Source organism: Nostocoides veronense (assembly GCF_039531185.1).
GTDB classification, from domain to species: domain Bacteria; phylum Actinomycetota; class Actinomycetes; order Actinomycetales; family Dermatophilaceae; genus Nostocoides_A; species Nostocoides_A veronense.
This window is the reverse complement of record NZ_BAAAPO010000015.1, coordinates 46,452-61,080: the sequence shown is the minus strand read 5'-3', so window position 1 is coordinate 61,080 and position 14,629 is coordinate 46,452. Positions and strand designations below refer to the sequence as shown.

17 protein-coding genes and 1 tRNA gene are annotated in these 14,629 nt (G+C 60.6%); 6 read left to right on the top strand and 12 right to left on the bottom strand.

All coding sequences use genetic code 11. The features are described from left to right. Positions 1-28: 28 nt before the first annotated feature. Genes ABD225_RS04150 through clsA form a run of 3 tightly spaced genes read right to left on the bottom strand, consistent with a single transcriptional unit; the run spans position 29 to position 1,808 of the window. Complete coding sequence (locus ABD225_RS04150) at positions 29-361, bottom strand: small basic family protein (protein WP_344081709.1); 333 nt, start codon at positions 359-361, stop codon at positions 29-31. Then, positions 358-1,206: a DUF881 domain-containing protein gene (locus ABD225_RS04145; protein ID WP_344081706.1), complete on the bottom strand. Its 849-nt coding sequence runs from the start codon at positions 1,204-1,206 to the stop codon at positions 358-360. The genes ABD225_RS04150 and ABD225_RS04145 overlap by 4 nt, the downstream gene beginning before the upstream one ends. Then, entirely contained in the window at positions 1,203-1,808 is a 606-nt protein-coding gene (gene clsA, locus ABD225_RS04140; RefSeq protein ID WP_344081703.1) for a cardiolipin synthase ClsA, read from the bottom strand. Before clsA ends, ABD225_RS04145 begins: the two co-directional genes overlap by 4 nt. A 47-nt stretch (positions 1,809-1,855) precedes the next feature. Here clsA and ABD225_RS04135 point away from each other — a divergent pair, with 47 nt between their 5' ends. Beyond that, the gene (locus ABD225_RS04135) at positions 1,856-3,004 is read left to right on the top strand and encodes a MalY/PatB family protein (RefSeq protein ID WP_344081701.1); all 1,149 of its coding nucleotides are present in this window, start codon (positions 1,856-1,858) and stop codon (positions 3,002-3,004) included. Between the two features lie 69 nt (positions 3,005-3,073). On the opposite strand, the gene ABD225_RS04130 is transcribed toward ABD225_RS04135, so the two are convergent. Then, positions 3,074-3,292, bottom strand: a complete 219-nt coding sequence (locus tag ABD225_RS04130) for a hypothetical protein (protein WP_344081698.1) — start codon at positions 3,290-3,292, stop codon at positions 3,074-3,076. A gap of 216 nt (positions 3,293-3,508) precedes the next feature. Here ABD225_RS04130 and ABD225_RS18665 point away from each other — a divergent pair, with 216 nt between their 5' ends. The 3 genes from ABD225_RS18665 (at position 3,509) to ABD225_RS18660 (ending at position 5,194) form a co-directional block, all read left to right on the top strand. Next, positions 3,509-3,712 (top strand): helix-turn-helix domain-containing protein, encoded by a 204-nt coding sequence (locus tag ABD225_RS18665; RefSeq protein WP_425564331.1) that lies wholly within the window; start codon positions 3,509-3,511, stop codon positions 3,710-3,712. Positions 3,713-3,796: 84 nt separating this feature from the next. After that, positions 3,797-4,963 carry a toll/interleukin-1 receptor domain-containing protein gene (locus ABD225_RS04125; RefSeq protein WP_344081695.1) on the top strand — a complete coding sequence of 389 codons (1,167 nt, stop codon included), beginning with the start codon at positions 3,797-3,799 and terminating at the stop codon, positions 4,961-4,963. A 21-nt stretch (positions 4,964-4,984) separates the two neighbouring features. Beyond that, a complete protein-coding gene (locus tag ABD225_RS18660) occupies positions 4,985-5,194 on the top strand; it encodes a helix-turn-helix domain-containing protein (protein ID WP_425564330.1) in 210 nt (69 codons plus the stop codon). Between the two features lie 279 nt (positions 5,195-5,473). Here ABD225_RS18660 and ABD225_RS04120 read toward each other — a convergent pair whose 3' ends face one another. From ABD225_RS04120 to ABD225_RS04095, 6 genes are all read right to left on the bottom strand, one after another. After that, positions 5,474-6,475 (bottom strand): radical SAM protein, encoded by a 1,002-nt coding sequence (locus tag ABD225_RS04120; protein ID WP_344081692.1) that lies wholly within the window; start codon positions 6,473-6,475, stop codon positions 5,474-5,476. Then, on the bottom strand, positions 6,472-7,641 hold the full coding sequence (locus ABD225_RS04115) for a Rossmann-fold NAD(P)-binding domain-containing protein (protein ID WP_344081689.1): 1,170 nt from the start codon (positions 7,639-7,641) through the stop codon (positions 6,472-6,474). Before ABD225_RS04115 ends, ABD225_RS04120 begins: the two co-directional genes overlap by 4 nt. A 130-nt stretch (positions 7,642-7,771) precedes the next feature. Continuing rightward, positions 7,772-8,092: a cupin domain-containing protein gene (locus ABD225_RS04110; protein WP_344082018.1), complete on the bottom strand. Its 321-nt coding sequence runs from the start codon at positions 8,090-8,092 to the stop codon at positions 7,772-7,774. 55 nt (positions 8,093-8,147) lie between these two features. Then, the gene (locus ABD225_RS04105) at positions 8,148-10,493 is read right to left on the bottom strand and encodes a formylglycine-generating enzyme family protein (RefSeq protein WP_344081686.1); all 2,346 of its coding nucleotides are present in this window, start codon (positions 10,491-10,493) and stop codon (positions 8,148-8,150) included. A gap of 292 nt (positions 10,494-10,785) precedes the next feature. Continuing rightward, positions 10,786-11,103 (bottom strand): hypothetical protein, encoded by a 318-nt coding sequence (locus tag ABD225_RS04100; protein ID WP_344081683.1) that lies wholly within the window; start codon positions 11,101-11,103, stop codon positions 10,786-10,788. Further along, positions 11,073-11,510 carry a site-specific integrase gene (locus ABD225_RS04095; protein WP_344081680.1) on the bottom strand — a complete coding sequence of 146 codons (438 nt, stop codon included), beginning with the start codon at positions 11,508-11,510 and terminating at the stop codon, positions 11,073-11,075. The genes ABD225_RS04100 and ABD225_RS04095 overlap by 31 nt, the downstream gene beginning before the upstream one ends. Positions 11,511-11,785: 275 nt before the next feature. Between ABD225_RS04095 and ABD225_RS04090 the strand changes: the two genes are divergently transcribed. Together ABD225_RS04090 and ABD225_RS04085 are read left to right on the top strand one after the other, a co-directional pair. Continuing rightward, positions 11,786-12,115: a hypothetical protein gene (locus ABD225_RS04090; protein WP_344081677.1), complete on the top strand. Its 330-nt coding sequence runs from the start codon at positions 11,786-11,788 to the stop codon at positions 12,113-12,115. Between the two features lie 156 nt (positions 12,116-12,271). Further along, the gene (locus ABD225_RS04085; protein ID WP_344081674.1) at positions 12,272-12,832 is read left to right on the top strand and encodes a tyrosine-type recombinase/integrase; all 561 of its coding nucleotides are present in this window, start codon (positions 12,272-12,274) and stop codon (positions 12,830-12,832) included. 143 nt (positions 12,833-12,975) lie between these two features. On the opposite strand, the gene ABD225_RS04080 is transcribed toward ABD225_RS04085, so the two are convergent. After that, a tRNA-Pro gene (locus ABD225_RS04080) sits at positions 12,976-13,049 on the bottom strand. 78 nt (positions 13,050-13,127) lie between these two features. Continuing rightward, on the bottom strand, positions 13,128-14,594 hold the full coding sequence (der, locus tag ABD225_RS04075) for a ribosome biogenesis GTPase Der (protein ID WP_344081671.1): 1,467 nt from the start codon (positions 14,592-14,594) through the stop codon (positions 13,128-13,130). Positions 14,595-14,629: the final 35 nt, after the last annotated feature.

Below are 14,629 nucleotides of genomic sequence, written 5' to 3'. Positions count from 1 at the left end.
GCCGGGCGCGGGCTCGATCCCAGGTCATTCATGCCGAAAAGAGATGGCGTCGGATGGCCGCCACATTGGAGAAGATTCGCACGCCGAGCACGACGATGACTCCGGTCGACAGTTGCGAACCGACGCCGAGCTGGTCGCCGAGGTAGACGATGAAGGCGGCGACGACGACATTGGACAGGAACGAAACGACGAAGACCTTGTCATCGAAGATGCCGTCCAGGACCGCCCGGACCGCCCCGAATACCGCATCCAGGGCGGCGATGACCGCGATCGGCAGATAGGGCTGCAGCCAGATCGGCACATCGGGCTTGAGCACGATGCCGATGACGATGCCAGCAAGCAGTCCGAGGGCGGGAATCACGATCCATCACCTAGCGGTCGGGCCCGGTCGATACTGACGCGTGTCGCGCCGGGCAGCGAGATGTCATCCTTGGCCGTGACCGAGGTGACGATGCCGAAGTTGTCGCTCAACGATTTCACATAGGCCCCGCCGACGCTTTGAGCGAAGAGCTCCGGCAACTGGTCTGGATCGCCGATGGCCGAGATTTCGTAAGGTGGCGAGATCGGCCGGAAGTTGACGAGGATGGCGGCGCCGGCGAAGCGAATCGGTGAGCGCACCGTCAGGCGCTGGCCGTTGATCGAGATGGCCTCTGCCCCGGACTGCCAGAGCCCATTGACGACGATAAAGACATCGCGGGAGAGGACCTTGCCCTGATCGACCCCCGTGGCCTCCGGATCCGCAGGGCCGGGACGGTCGGCGAGGCTGACGATCAGTCCAGGACCCTCGACCGCGCTGGATCCGGTGTCGATGCCCAGCCTCTGGAGCCTCGCCGTCAGCGACGCCCCAGCCCCGGCGAGCGAAGCTGCCTCGAGCCCGGCGATCTCCTGCTGCCGGGCGGCGATGGCCCGGCTGCGTTCCTCCACCACATCGCGCCGCTCGGTGATCTGATCGATCAGTTCGGCTCGCACACCCTGCGCCGTCGGGGCGTCCCGCCGCACACTGCCAGCGGCCACGGCGAGCAGGAAGCCGATGAGGATGGCGGTCAGCGTCACCAGGACCGTGCCCACGGAGGTATGCGGAGGCTCCCCCGCGGCGACCCGGCGGGCGGCGGATGCGGCATACGACGGATCCAGCGGGCGGGTAAGCATCTCGTTGATCAGCGTCATCGAGGCGTCGGGCCGACGCGTCGATGAGGGGCTGGTCACGTCGGGCTCACCGGCTGCAGGGTTCGGGCGCGCAGGTAGCGGCGCAGGGAAGCGGCATACATCAGGCCCGCGAGCCAATAGAGCACGATGCCCCACCAGGCGAAGCCCCACCCGACCGGCCGGGCGATGCTGGCGAGGGTGCCGTCGCCGTCGGCGAGCAGCAAGAGCGGGAAGGCGTAAAGCAGGTTGAAGGTGGCGGCCTTGCCGACGAAGTGCACCGGCATCTCGCGCAGGCCCTTGGTGCGGGCGATGAGCAACAGGATCGTGAGCAGCACCTCGCGCGCCAGCAGCACGGCGACCAGCCACCACGGGATGATTTCGCGCCAAGCCAGGCCCAGCAGTGTCGAGAGGATATAGAGACGGTCGGCGACGGGGTCAAGGACGGCGCCGAGCTGCGAGACCAGCCCGAAGCGTCGCGCGATCTTGCCGTCGAGATAGTCGCTGATGCCGGAGCCCATGAGAATCAGCAGGGCCAGCGTGTCGTCGTGCTCCAGGATCGCCCACAGGAAAACTGGCACCCCGACCAGGCGCAGCATCGAGAGCACATTCGGGATCGTCCAGACCCGGTCCGCCGCCTGCTCGGCCCCCGGTCCATTCGTCACGTGGGAAGCCTAAACGCTCGCGGGGACCAGCCGGTACCTTCGCGACTATGACCGAGCCCATCCTTGCCGTGGACCTCGCCGACTTGCGCACGCGGATCAGCGCCAAGTGGACCGCGTACGACCCCGATGTGATCCCGGCCTGGGTGGCCGAGATGGATGTCATCCCCGCCGAGCCGATCCGGCGCGCGCTCGCCGACTGGATGGCCAAGGGCGATACGGGCTACCCGACATCCGCGGGCTATGTCGATGCCTTCGGCGGTTTCGCCGAGCGCCGCTGGGGCTGGAGCATCGACGGTGCGCGGGCCCGGTTGGCGCCGGACGTGATGATGGGCATCCTGGTCGTGCTGCTCAAGGCGACGTCCGAGGGCGACGCGGTCGTGATCAACGACCCCGTCTATCCGCCCTTCGACTCCTTCCCGCGGTTGGCGAATCGCCGGGTCGTGCGCGCCGCGCTGACGGACGCGGGTCGGCTGGACCTCGAGGCGCTCGGGGCAGCCTTCGATCAGGCGAGCGAAGGGGGGCGGCGGCGGTCCGCATACCTGCTCTCCAATCCGCACAACCCGACCGGCGTCGTGCACACCCCGGACGAGCTGGCCGCGGTTGCGCGGCTGGCCGATGAGTATGGCGTGACCGTCATCTCCGATGAGGTGCACGCTCCGGTGGTGTATGCCGAGGCGCGCTTCACCTCATACCTCCAGGTGCCGGGCCTGCAGCGCGGGTTCGCCGTGCATTCGGCAGCGAAGGCCTTCTCGTTAGCGGCCTTGAAGGCCGGGGTGATTCTGGCCGCTCCCGGCGAGGATGAGTTGTTGGGGCAGATCACCGGTGGGCCGAACGCCAGCCTGTCCGGCGTCGTCGCGCACACGGCGGCCTTCAATGAGTGCGAGGACTGGCTGGACCAACTGCTCGGCGAACTGGACAAGGTGCGGCGCCAGGTAGTCACGCAGCTGGCCGAGCGCGCGCCGGACATCTCGGTCGCCCTGCCGGAGTCGACCTACCTGATGTGGCTGGACTGTCGTGCTCTCGGTTTGGCCGTTGAGCCCGCGGAGCACTTCTTGACGCATGCTCGGGTGGGAATGAATCCCGGCCTGACCTTCGGCGCCCGCGGCGCCGGCCACGCCCGGCTCAATATCGCCACCTCCCCGGCCATCCTCGACGAGATCACCCGCCGCCTCGGCGCCAGCTTGCCGCTCGCGTGAGCGCCAGCAGGGTGGGGCCCTGCTGCCGCTCACGCGAGACCGACCTTGATGGCGCGGCTCGGCCGCCGCTTAGCGGCGTTCGGCCGCCTCGGGATTGCTCGTGTACAGAGTCGGGATCAGGTCAGCCATTCCGCGCTCGTAACGCTCAACGTAGGGAACATGGTGCGTCACCAGGCTCCGCTCGACATAGCAAGCCAGAACATCTCTCTGCTTTTCCACCAGTCCAGCAGCTTTCATCAGCGGGGCAGCAGTGGCCACCACGCTGGACATCGCCGCCGCGAAGGTCATGTCACCCGTCTCCGTCCTTCCAGATCCTGGCGCCAGCTTGCCGCTCGCGTGAGCGCCAGCAGGGTGGGGACCCTGTTACCGCTCACGCGACAGGCGATTGCTGGCCGATGCGAGAAATGGGCCCCGGAGCTAAGGCTCCGAGACCCATTTTCGGTCGCCCTCGCCTCCGTTAATCCCAACCCCCTGAAACCACCATCCTCCCTGGTCAGGACGCAGATGGCTGTTCCGGTCGCGTCGGCGTCGTCGGTCACTGCGTCTCGTCGGGTTCTGGAGAAGGACAAAGACCGGATCGTTCAGCTGTACCAGTCTGGGCAGACAAGCCTGGAGGTTGCCGAGGAGGTTGGCGTCGCGAAGTCGACGGTGCTCCGGGTTCTGCATGAACGAGGGATACCGATCCGTCCGTGGGGGAGGCATCGGTGACCTGATGACCCTTTCCGAATGACCTCCCAGCTTCCAGAGCGCTCTTGCGAACACACGTACGAAGGCGCGTGCTAACATGGCGCCATGAGCCTACAAGCAGAAAACCCAAGGTACCAGACTTTCTGGTCATATGTCCGTCGAGACAATGGGAATGATGGCGGTCGAATCCTGCAACTAGCCAAAGACATCGAGAAAGAGTACGAGTTGCTCTCGGGCAACACTTTAGAAATCTTTCTTGACGTTGACGACATCAAGTGGGGCGAGGACTGGCAAGACAAGCTAGCCTTCTCAATTAATGGTATCGCCTTCCTAATCCCCGTTCTGACGCCCAACTACTTTACCAGCCAAAACTGCCGCTGGGAGCTCGAAAGCTTCTTGTCGAAGGCACGAGCAATCGGATTACAAGACCTCGTTCTCCCGATCCTTTACGTGGACGTTCCTGAGCTTCACCAAGTGGAACCAATTGATCCGCTTGTTAGAATCATAAAGAAATACAACTGGATGGATTGGCGTGATCACAGACTGGTTGACTGCAACAGTAGCCAATACCGCCAAGCCTGCAACAAGGTTGCGAGTCGTCTGATTGAGATCACGCAATCAGCAGAACTAGTCCAATCGCCAATTGTGCCGGCAGGTGACAATTCGGCAGACGAGGATGATGCTCCGGGCGCCCTTGATAAGATGAGTGAAGCCGAAGACAAGATGTCCACCATGGGCGAGAAGGTGGAACGCATCGGTGCCATAATGGAGCAGCTCGGCCAGACAGTCAGTCCGGTTGGCGAGCAAATCGAACAAGCGAATGACACAACAAAGCCTATTGCTGCGCGCCTTACAATCTTAAAGAAACTGTCATTTGCGATTCGCCCCATAGCTGACGAGATGCTGAATGCGGGTGGCGAATTCGGGAGCGACCTCCGGGCTATGGACGACGGAGTGCAGGAGCTAATCTTCGCGGCCCAGCGTGAGTATGGTGGCCCAGACACGGAGGCCATAGACAGCTTTCTACAGAGCCTTATCGATCTGGGTCACGCCTCCGAAGAAGGGCTGAGTCAGGCAAAGTCACTTGCAGATACAATCCTCCCAGTTGAGAGTTTGTCGCGAGATCTACGGGGCCCCCTCCGCGACGTTCGCAAAGGGCTTATGCTTGCGTATGACGGGCTCCCTATAATTCTCCATTGGCGAGACATGGCCGTGGACGTTCAGTCGGACCGGCCAGGAGCTATCGGACGGAAGCAAGGGCAGGACGACTAACTTAAATCCTCCATTGTCAGGATGGGTATGGCTGTTCCAGTCGCGTCAGTGGCGTCGGTGGTTCCACCTCATCGAGTCCTGGAGAAGGACAAGGATCGGATTATGGAGTTATATCAGGCAGGGAAGACAAGCCTTCAGGTTGCCGAGGTGGTTGGGGTAGCGAAGTCGACAGTGTTACGGGTACTGCATGAACGTGGCGTGTCGATCCGTCCGTGGGGGAGACATCGCTGACTCGCTGAGCTGCCATCTGCTCGATCTGGGCGCTGAGGACCTTGGCAATCCGCTCAACATCAATGTCAGGACGCAGCACACTGCGGACGGATAGGTGGCGCTCATGGTGACGGTGCAAGCTATGTCTGTTCGGGGCAGTGTGACAAGCGGAGACCGGTGCCGAGACTCGGGTATGTTCCAGTGCTCGTTTCAATCGACGGTACGCCCGGCCAGCACAGTGCGGCAGCGCCAGCGAGATGCACCGACTTGATAATGCAAGAAAAGATGACAGACAACTGCCTATCGAGCACGCATTGGCCCTGACGCCATCTCATACATGCCCAAGCAATCAACACTCAAATGGCCGCACTCATGACGTCTCTCATCCTTCACAGAAAAATCCGCTGACTCCCAGCGCTGGCCAACAGAGACGTGCGCCTTTACTGGGCAGTTGAACACTACCCCGTTCGGTGAAATATAGGTATATAAGTGCTGGTCCGCGAAGCAGTTGGCGGCAGTAGACTTCCCCGTCCTGGATAGAAGCCACTTTGCAGTATCCCTCGCGCCCTGACTCGAAACCCTGACGCTCCCCGAACGCAAAATACTAAAGAAATCCTGAAACACCTCCCAAGCGCTCGAGTTGAGCACGCTCCCGCTTGGCCCTTCGCTCCCCGGAGAAAAAGCTGGTTGAAGATTAACATAGTCCACACCAAGTTGAACCAGATTTTCCGCCAGCTCCCGCAATCCGTGGACGTTTCTGTCGTGAGCAACTGTATAGACACCAACATGAGCACTCATGGATCCGCTGATTCTCTTGTCAATTAGCCTTTTCAGAGTGCGCAGCGCATCCTGAGATCTTTCGCGCATCGAATTTCCGACCTGTGCGTCGAAAGAGTCTATCGAAACCGCCACCAAATCGAGTGCTCCAGACTCTACTACCCTATCGAGGCTCTTCCCTCGAATTGTCCCGTTGGTCAATAGCCACACCCGGGGGCGGACGCCTATCGCGACCCAATTTTCAAGGATAAACGGAAGATCCTTACGAAGCAGAGGTTCTCCACCATTGATATGCACACCATCGAAGTGGTCGTTGAGTTTTGCAGCTAGATCGACGCACTGAGCTGTATTCAGCTCCATGGGATGAAACCCGAGCTGCTTATAACTGGCACCTGAAAAGGAGCCATAACAGTACTTGCACTCAATATTGCAGGCTCGAGTGATGTGCCAAAGCGCCCATCGCTCCCTTGCAACAAATGATAACTCTTCCTCTCCATCGAAAAGTATGGAAGTCGCCGTCTTCATTGACCAGTATCCCCTTTCAACAGTCGCTCACACGGATGCACACTGTATAGGCCGTGCGTTATGAGAACCTCCCTCGGATCCTCAGGGCCATGAGAAAGCCCAAGTTCCGAGACCAAATTTCGCAGAATGACTTCTTCAGATACTCCCAAATCGCTGCCCGCTTTGTCGAAACTAGCCCAATCGTAAACCTCGGCTCTAAGCGCTGGCGACGAAGTCAGCGCCCAAGCAAGCCCCTCCATCAGCCGAAAGTTGATCAGATGTGCCACGGGGAAAGGCAAGCTTAGGCCGCGGCCAAAAAAATTCAACGGTCTTCCATCCGCCAACATATTAAAATCCCTACCGTACTCGTCAAAAGCCAGCAAGCCCCAGGGATACTTCTGCGCCTTCATCTCTTGCTTGAGAATGTCTTGAAATTCTACCTCCCCGGAAGATACGCTGACAAGCGTAAGTCTGACCCCGTTCACGTGGCCCCTTTTGTCCAAGATCAGATGAAGATCATCGCGTGCTAGCGACGAAGTGCCGGACGCACCGACGATGATGTCGACGCACTCGAGAACATCTTGAATGCGTGGGTAGCTGATGAACCCCTCAGACCGCGCTGCATTTCTACATTCCTCAAGTGGTTCGACCACCGTTACGTCTGCGCGATATGCAGCACGAAGGCGCCAAGAAAGGGCCCGGCCCAGAATGCCGTATCCAAGTATCATAATCCGCTTACCCAGAAGGCTCGGGGCATCGGTGTATAACAAGTATTCAGAAAGCAGTTCAGCCAATCGAATTGCGAGGAAATGAGGTTCCGCTCGACATTTCTCAATCGCACGAGCACAACTAATAACGGGAATTCTTAAGTCTCCCGCGGTGCTTAGAGCTACGGCACGACGTCTCCCAAACATAGTTTGTTCGACACAGAGTTCTGCGTTCATGTCGAGCTGCAACGTGTGCAATGCCTCAAGAAAGTAGCCACCATCTTCGATCACTACGATCGGTCTGCCGTGGGCAGCAGATGAAGCTCGTTCCCCAACTATGCGTACGAAGTCAGCGCGCCAAGTCGCACCACGGGACGAACTTCGGTCATGGTACGGAACCGGAATGAACTCGACATCAGCGTAGCGCTCCAAATACTCATTAAAGCGCACGACGTCGGGCAGCTCATGGTTGACGTGCACGACTAGTTTCCCTTGGAGCTCCTGACCCATCACCTCGGGACTTATCGCCCAGGTTGGATCAAAACCACCCCAACGCGCGCTAAAGAGGCGAGTGGCGCCGAAGCCACCTTCATTTCCGTGAATCTCCTGCTCAGCTCTCGAGTGCCGGCATCTGAACCTCGTAAGTGTCTTCAGGCACCCAAGCTGGCGCGGAAATCGTGAGGAAGTCTAACTGGCCATCCGTGTCGTTGACGATTTGGTGAACTTCACCCGGCATGATCGCTATTGCCATCCCCGGAGTGGCGCGCCAGCTATTACCATCAATGGTCATCTGCGCCTCCCCCGAGAGAATGTAGTAGGTCTCCTCTGAGACGCGATGTATATGACTCGGCGAGCACTTTCCAGGTGGAATCACCACATGAACTAAAGAGTGCGAGACGGTGCCTCCCAGATGCTGTGGCCTCCCGATCATTTCGTAGATTTCTTCGCCCAGTGGCGCCCGAAACGGCTCGCCACACTCTTCCATTCTAATAACGCGCACTACTACCTCCTCTTATGCCGGTCTCTCCAAGTTCACTGAACTTCAACTCTATTCTACCTCCGTCTTGTGCATCCTGCCAAGGCCCCTCTATCCGAAGGAAGGGGCGCATCCCAACATCGGGATATGGCACGTCGGGGGGCAGTACGCAAGCGCACGTAGGTCCACCTTCACAAAATAGCCAAGAACCCCCTCGAAGCAGGCGATAGACCGACTGTCGATCATCAGTGTCATGCTCCCCGCTGGGTTCATAGATTGAAGCGAAACCCGGTTGCGCCAATGACTCTGACCCCCACGACGTGCTCGTCCACTCCATAACGTTACCGTAAACGTCAGATATACCGAAGGTCGATTGTCCGCTGATGCCAACAGGGATTGGGCGTTTGGGGGAGGAGGGAGTGGCTGGTCCGTGAATTAGTTCCTTGCCTGGGGCGACACCAGTATCCAGGAGGCTCCATTCGCCCATGGTAGGAAGAAATGCAGTGATCTTAACGTCACTAAGTTCAGATAGTACCTGGGTAAGCGCTAGGCAGACTAACTTTGCACCGTTATACGTTAGGCCGACCACAGGGTCATTGCGGTGCTCGGGAACAGGCTGCATCGGTACTGTTGCTTCTGACCAGACTTCGGGTCTGCAGGTGTAAACCTCACGGACAACCTGCTCCGGAAGCAGGTCCACCAGACATGCAAACTGAACCAGGGTTAAAGGCGTTTCCGCGGTCCATGCGCCGCTGACCATGTCGATATCTATGTGCTCAATTGCACCATTTGCTTTTGGGAATCTAACTAAGGCCGCTTGGGGGGGTAGATACTGAAACGCAATAGCCGCTTCACGTGCGAGGAGGGTATCCGTTCGCGCTATCAGCCGACTGAGACTTTCCAACTCGCTTATGTGATTCTCGCTAATCTCTGGGCGAAGGTCCTCAGCCAGTGCGGCCGCAGGCGCAAGTTCGTCCCTAATAAGCTCGTGACTCACGCCGAGTTCTTCAAGCGAAACCAGAAGGTGAAGGCGCAATAGCGCATGGTCAAACCTGTCGGGGACCACCATTGTGTCACCGAATAGTTTCCTGCTATTGGCTGCTAGCCAGTCCCGGTTTTGAGGACCACAAAGCTCGAGAAGTTCACCCATGCTCGCAGGCCGCTCGGTGATGAACGGGAAGAGTTCCGTCCGTTCAAAGGCATCTGACGCTAAACTCCAGGCAATTTCGATGTTACCGGCCCTGTATCTTTGACCATCTTGGGTGAGAAATCCCTTACGCGCAAGAGTGCTCAACACGAGGTCAGCTGCGGCTCCCTTCTCTTTGTCACCGTCCGTTAGAATATCCATTGCCTGATAGTAGGTTATGCCAATTGGTTCGGCCTTGAGGAGCCGCCATGCGAGTTTAGGTATCGCCGTTCTGAACCCGTCTGAAATAGCTGGCGTCATGTTTAGATCGCGAAGATAACCGGATACTTCGTCCTCTGGAACTACTTCGCTTTGAGGTAGATTATCACTTATGAGTTCGCCGGGGGTTTGATTTGCTTTTGTTCGGACGCTGGTAGTAGGGAACTCCAGTGCAACATTGCGGGCGTAGACGATTTGTCTTGCCAATTCTGGGTTAGGTGGCAGGATGGCCGCATAAGTGAAGCCAGGGGGGTTTGCATGACTGCCGGTATACGGGCGACTAGTGATCACGTGTTCGGTATGGTCAAACCATTGATCGAGTGACCGAACAAGTCCTGGTACGGACGATTGAATCTCGGGGGAGAGAAGGTATAGGTGGTCCCACATAAACTTCGGCGGTCGCTTCCATCTTCTTATGTCGCGCAAGCGGAGGCCCATGTACCCTTCCAGCCAATTCGAAAAGGATGCAACCGATACGTCACTTGCGGATGACAGCCAAGCTCCAAAGTCTCCGCGAGCATCCAAAAGAATGGGTATCGCGGAATTTTCTTGGTTCGTGCACAGGGTGTAACTGTGGTGAGCAATGGCGAGGGATTTTCCTCCTTGGCGTGGGGCCGTGAGTATTAGTCTGGGCGTCGTCACCAAGAGTTCGCTTACATAGAAGCGGGCCGGCTTGGTTGTGTCGTATGGGCGCATCGCGTCCGACAAAAGGTCTACGTACAGAGCGATTGCGCTCGTGTGTCGGAACGAGTTGTCGTTCCAAATGCTCGCGGAAAGGGAATCGAGGTGGAGCTTGAGGTCTGTTTCTGGGTCGGTTCCGAAGACGATCTTATCGCGCCCGACGGCATCGCCATGGATTGTTACTTCCCCGTTCTCCGAGTACGCGACATATGTCTGTGCGCCTGGAGGCATTGAGTTTGGGTCTTCGGGGACGCGTTGATTGGAACTCACTTTAGATCATCCAGGCTTCCTGAGTGATCAGGCCGATGGTTTTCGAGGACTGCCCAAAAGCAGTCGTCCTGCATTCCGCTGGCAAGGACCTGCTCTCTCGCCAGGAGCGGCATTAATTGCATCTGCATTGCATGTGCTCGGTTGGGCTGAGGCCTACAGATCAGAACAGTATGCTGCTTCCACGTGGATATATCGTGGCAGGCGATCGTGCGGAAACAACCAAATTCGAGATCGGTTGCGAAAGATTCAGTTCGGAACCGATTTGTAAGTACCGTTGGAATCATGTGGCGAATCAGCCGTTCTTGTAAATGTCTCTTCCGGCTGCATCCCCGTCGACTCGAACTTTTCCTCTCCCCTCGGCATATGCGACTCGAGTCGCAGTGACGTCGACTCCCTCGTTGCGCATCATGCGTTCTAGGGTTCCTGGGGGGAGTGCTCCAAGGATGCGTAGCAGGTCGTCAACGCGGATATCGTTTCCGGGCTTAGTTGACTCAAGCGTCTTCTGAATTTCCGGGTCAGAAGAAGGATTGCTCTTGAACCAGTCTATGATGTGGGACCAGAGAGCGCGGCTGGCCTCTGTCACGGCGATTTTGACGAGGTCGACTCCCAAGTCGGCTGCATTCCCAGTGAGAATTGCTGCGGCTGTTCCGATGATGGACATGGTATTTCACTTTCCTGGGTTTTTTTGTTTTGGTTTTGTGAATAGAGACGATCTAGTCTAGCGAGCGGTACTCTCCGTCTGCGTATTGCACTCTCGCTATACCCCCGTCGCCGCAGCAGCGCACAGTACTGCTTCGCATCCTTCTCGCTGAGATTCAGCACATCCTTCTCCCGCTCGACCGCCCACTCGAACCAGTCCTGAAGGTCGCCCCAGTAGGCCCGGGCGGTGTTGTAGCCGTAGTCGAGCAGCAGCTCTTCGCGCAGATCGAAGAAGCGCTGCCATGCCTCGGGAATGTCGTGCGCGTAGGCAGGCGGGAACATCATCCGGTCCTCGGGGTAGCGGGCGACAGCTCCCATGAGGGGATGGTAGCGCGCACCACTTCGGTGTGGGGGAGTCCTCAGATTGAGGGACATCACAGGTGGCCAGATTCTTGTCTGTCCGGCCGATCTGAGGTCGATGTGCGGCGTGGCCGTGCTGCGTGCGGACGCTCCTCCATCTTGGTCGCTTGTGTTATCACGCTCATGCTTGCAGGCCGTTGACCTGGCCTTTTACGGTCGTTCTTGTCACCTTCGCTTCATCGGAGCCCACCAGGACTCGGGCAGAGGGTGGCGGAAGGAGGCGCTCTCTCGCCATGTCCCAACTCCAGCCCTACTCAGACACCTCACTCTCACCCGGCGCGTCCCTGACCCGTCAAGGCCGCGCCATCTCGCGCATCATCGCCGGTGCCGAGCTGTCCACCGTCCGGGTGGCAGCGGCCGCACACGTCGAAGATGCGCGGATCGATGCCATCGATCACGTCACCAACCGCGCCATGCAGGGCGTCGCTCTTGTGGCGCTGGCAGAAGCACAGCTCGCCAGCGCTGTGCCGCATGCCGCCGGCCGGCTGCAACTCATTGCCAACCAGCACACCATGCTCATGGCTGGCGAGGTCGCCGGCTTCTCGCGGCGGATGCCGTCGTGAGCACGCTTCTCCTTCTTGGCGGTCTCATTCTGGTCGTCGGTCTCGGTCTCTTCATCACCGTCAGGCGACTCGGGTCGGGCGCGATCTTGAGCACTGGCAGCCCGAGCAGTTGCTCACGTTCCGCCAGCACGCCGACGCGGACACGTTCGCGGCTGCGTGGCGGCTCTCGCTGTGCGCTCTGTCCCGGGCCGACGTGCTCGGCCTGCGGTGGTCCGACGTCGACCTAGACGCCGGGCTCGTGACCGTCTCGCAAGGGCGGGTGCAGTTGCGCGTGACGGGCAGCGGTCGCACATCGACGAACCCAAGAGCGAGCAGCGTCGGCGAACGGTCCCGGTCGAGGTGATCCACCCGGGCACGGTGGCTCTCCTGCGCTCACTCATTGCACGGCAGGCCGCCGAACGGCTCAGGGCGGGCGAGGCCTACACAGACAGCGGCCTCGTGGTCGTGGACGCGCTCGGGGTGCCGGTGCGCCCCGAGTGGTACTCGGACACGTTCCGGGGACTGTGCAGCGAGGCAGAGGTGCCCTTGATCCGTCTGCACTCGGTGCGCCACTCGCTCGCGTTCTGGCTGCACAAGGTCGGGGTCTCCCCTGCCGACGCCGCTGCCCTGCTCGGGCACACGGTCGAGGTCCACCTCTCCACCAATCTGCCCGACTCAGGGTCGGCAGGCATCGCGGCAGCAGCCGCAGCCCTCGGGAGGGCCGCAGCGTCGGAGTGAAAGCCGCGCGCTGCGCTCAACTCGGCCGTTTGTGAGAGGTCTTGTGAGAGGGCATAAGGAACGGGCTGTGTTTGGTGAAAGTCAGACACAGCCCGTTCCGGTGTTTCGCAGGTCAGCGGCCTAAGCCGCCTCTCTGCCCAACGTCGGGCTGACAGGATTTGAACCTGCGACCCCTTGACCCCCAGTCAAGTGCGCTACCAAGCTGCGCCACAGCCCGTGGCAATGGCCCTCCGTGAACCGGAAGGCCTCGCATAGCCTACCTCAGCGCCGCGGCGGCGCAGAACCGGCTCGCCCGTCAGCGCTTGCGCTTCTCCCGGACTCGGACCGAGACCTCGATGGGGGTGCCTTCGAAGCCGAACTCCTCACGCAAGCGCCGTTCCAAGAAGCGGCGGTAGCCCGCTTCGAGGAAGCCGGAGGCGAAGAGCACGAAGCGGGGCGGGCGGGTGCCGGCCTGGGTGCCGAACAGGATCCGTGGTTGCTTGCCGCCGCGCACGGGGTGGGGGTGGGCGGCGACGACCTCGCCGAGGAAGGCGTTGAGACGGGCGGTCGGGATGCGCCGGTCCCACGACTCCAGCGCGCCCTCGAGAGCCGGGACGAGCTTGTCCGTATGCCGCCCGGTCCGGGCCGAGATGTTCACCCGCGGCGCCCACGGCACCTGCACCAGCTCGCGCTCAATCTCCCGCTCCAAGTAGTAGCGGCGCTCCTCATCGAGGGTGTCCCACTTGTTGTAGGCGATGACCAGCGCCCGCCCGGCGTCGATGACCTGCTGGACGACGCGAATGTCCTGCTCAGTGATGGAGGTGCCCGCGTCGATCAGGACGACGGCGATTTCGGCCTTCTCCAAGGCGCCCTGCGTGCGCAGCGAGGCGTAGAAGTCCGCGCCCTGCGTCTGGTGGACGCGGCGCCGGATGCCCGCGGTGTCGACGAAGCGCCACGGCACGCCGCCGATCTCGATGACTTCGTCGACCGGGTCGCGGGTGGTGCCCGCCAGGTCGTCGACGACAACCCGCTCGGCGCCGGCCAGTTTGTTCAGCAGCGAGGACTTGCCGACATTCGGGCGCCCGATCAGGGCCACCCGGCGGGGGCCCCCCTCGGCACCCGAGGCCGGGACCTGGGAGCGCTCGGGCAGCAACTCGACCACCCGGTCCAGCACATCACCGGAGCCGCGGCCGTGGAGGGCGGAAACGGCATACGGCTCCCCCAACCCCAGATTCCACAGGGCCATCGCGTCGGCCTCGAAGCGGTCATCATCGACCTTGTTGGCGACGAGAACGACCGGCTTGCCGGAGCGACGCAGCATCCGCACGACCGCCTCGTCGTCGTCCGTCGCCCCGACCTTCGCGTCCACGACAAACATGACGACATCCGCCAAATCGACAGCGACCTCGGCTTGCTCGGCGACCCGCAGGTGGATGCCGGTGGCGTCGATGCTCCACCCGCCTGTGTCGACGATGGTGAAACGGCGGCCCGCCCATTCGGCTTCATACGAGACCCGGTCCCGGGTCACGCCCGGCACGTCCTCGACAACCGCCTCGCGGCGGCGCAGGATGCGATTGACGAGGGTGGACTTGCCGACATTGGGCCGCCCGACGATGGCGACCACGGGCAGCAGTTCGGTGGTCGGACCGTCCTCGCCCGGCAGGCCGTCACCGTCGAGGAGGGCGCGGTCCTCTTCGGTCAGGTCGAAGTCGTCCAGGCCGACCCGCAGGGCGGCATCGAGGGCCTGCTCGTCCGGGCCGGTGGGCGGCGGGGTGCTCGTCATACCTCCAGTGTCCCGTATCCGAAGCCGCGGCCCGA

Excerpts from the sequence above, each read along its gene's own strand:
- ABD225_RS04135 (WP_344081701.1), top strand. The coding sequence starts at position 1,856 with ATGACCGAGCCCATCCTTGCCGTGGACCTCGCCGACTTGCGCACGCGG.
- ABD225_RS04130 (WP_344081698.1), bottom strand. The coding sequence starts at position 3,292 with ATGACCTTCGCGGCGGCGATGTCCAGCGTGGTGGCCACTGCTGCCCCG.
- ABD225_RS18665 (WP_425564331.1), top strand. The coding sequence starts at position 3,509 with ATGGCTGTTCCGGTCGCGTCGGCGTCGTCGGTCACTGCGTCTCGTCGG.
- ABD225_RS04125 (WP_344081695.1), top strand. The coding sequence starts at position 3,797 with ATGAGCCTACAAGCAGAAAACCCAAGGTACCAGACTTTCTGGTCATAT.
- ABD225_RS18660 (WP_425564330.1), top strand. The coding sequence starts at position 4,985 with ATGGGTATGGCTGTTCCAGTCGCGTCAGTGGCGTCGGTGGTTCCACCT.
- ABD225_RS04120 (WP_344081692.1), bottom strand. The coding sequence starts at position 6,475 with ATGAAGACGGCGACTTCCATACTTTTCGATGGAGAGGAAGAGTTATCA.
- ABD225_RS04110 (WP_344082018.1), bottom strand. The coding sequence starts at position 8,092 with ATGATCGGGAGGCCACAGCATCTGGGAGGCACCGTCTCGCACTCTTTA.
- ABD225_RS04095 (WP_344081680.1), bottom strand. The coding sequence starts at position 11,510 with ATGGGAGCTGTCGCCCGCTACCCCGAGGACCGGATGATGTTCCCGCCT.
- ABD225_RS04090 (WP_344081677.1), top strand. The coding sequence starts at position 11,786 with ATGTCCCAACTCCAGCCCTACTCAGACACCTCACTCTCACCCGGCGCG.
- der (WP_344081671.1), bottom strand. The coding sequence starts at position 14,594 with ATGACGAGCACCCCGCCGCCCACCGGCCCGGACGAGCAGGCCCTCGAT.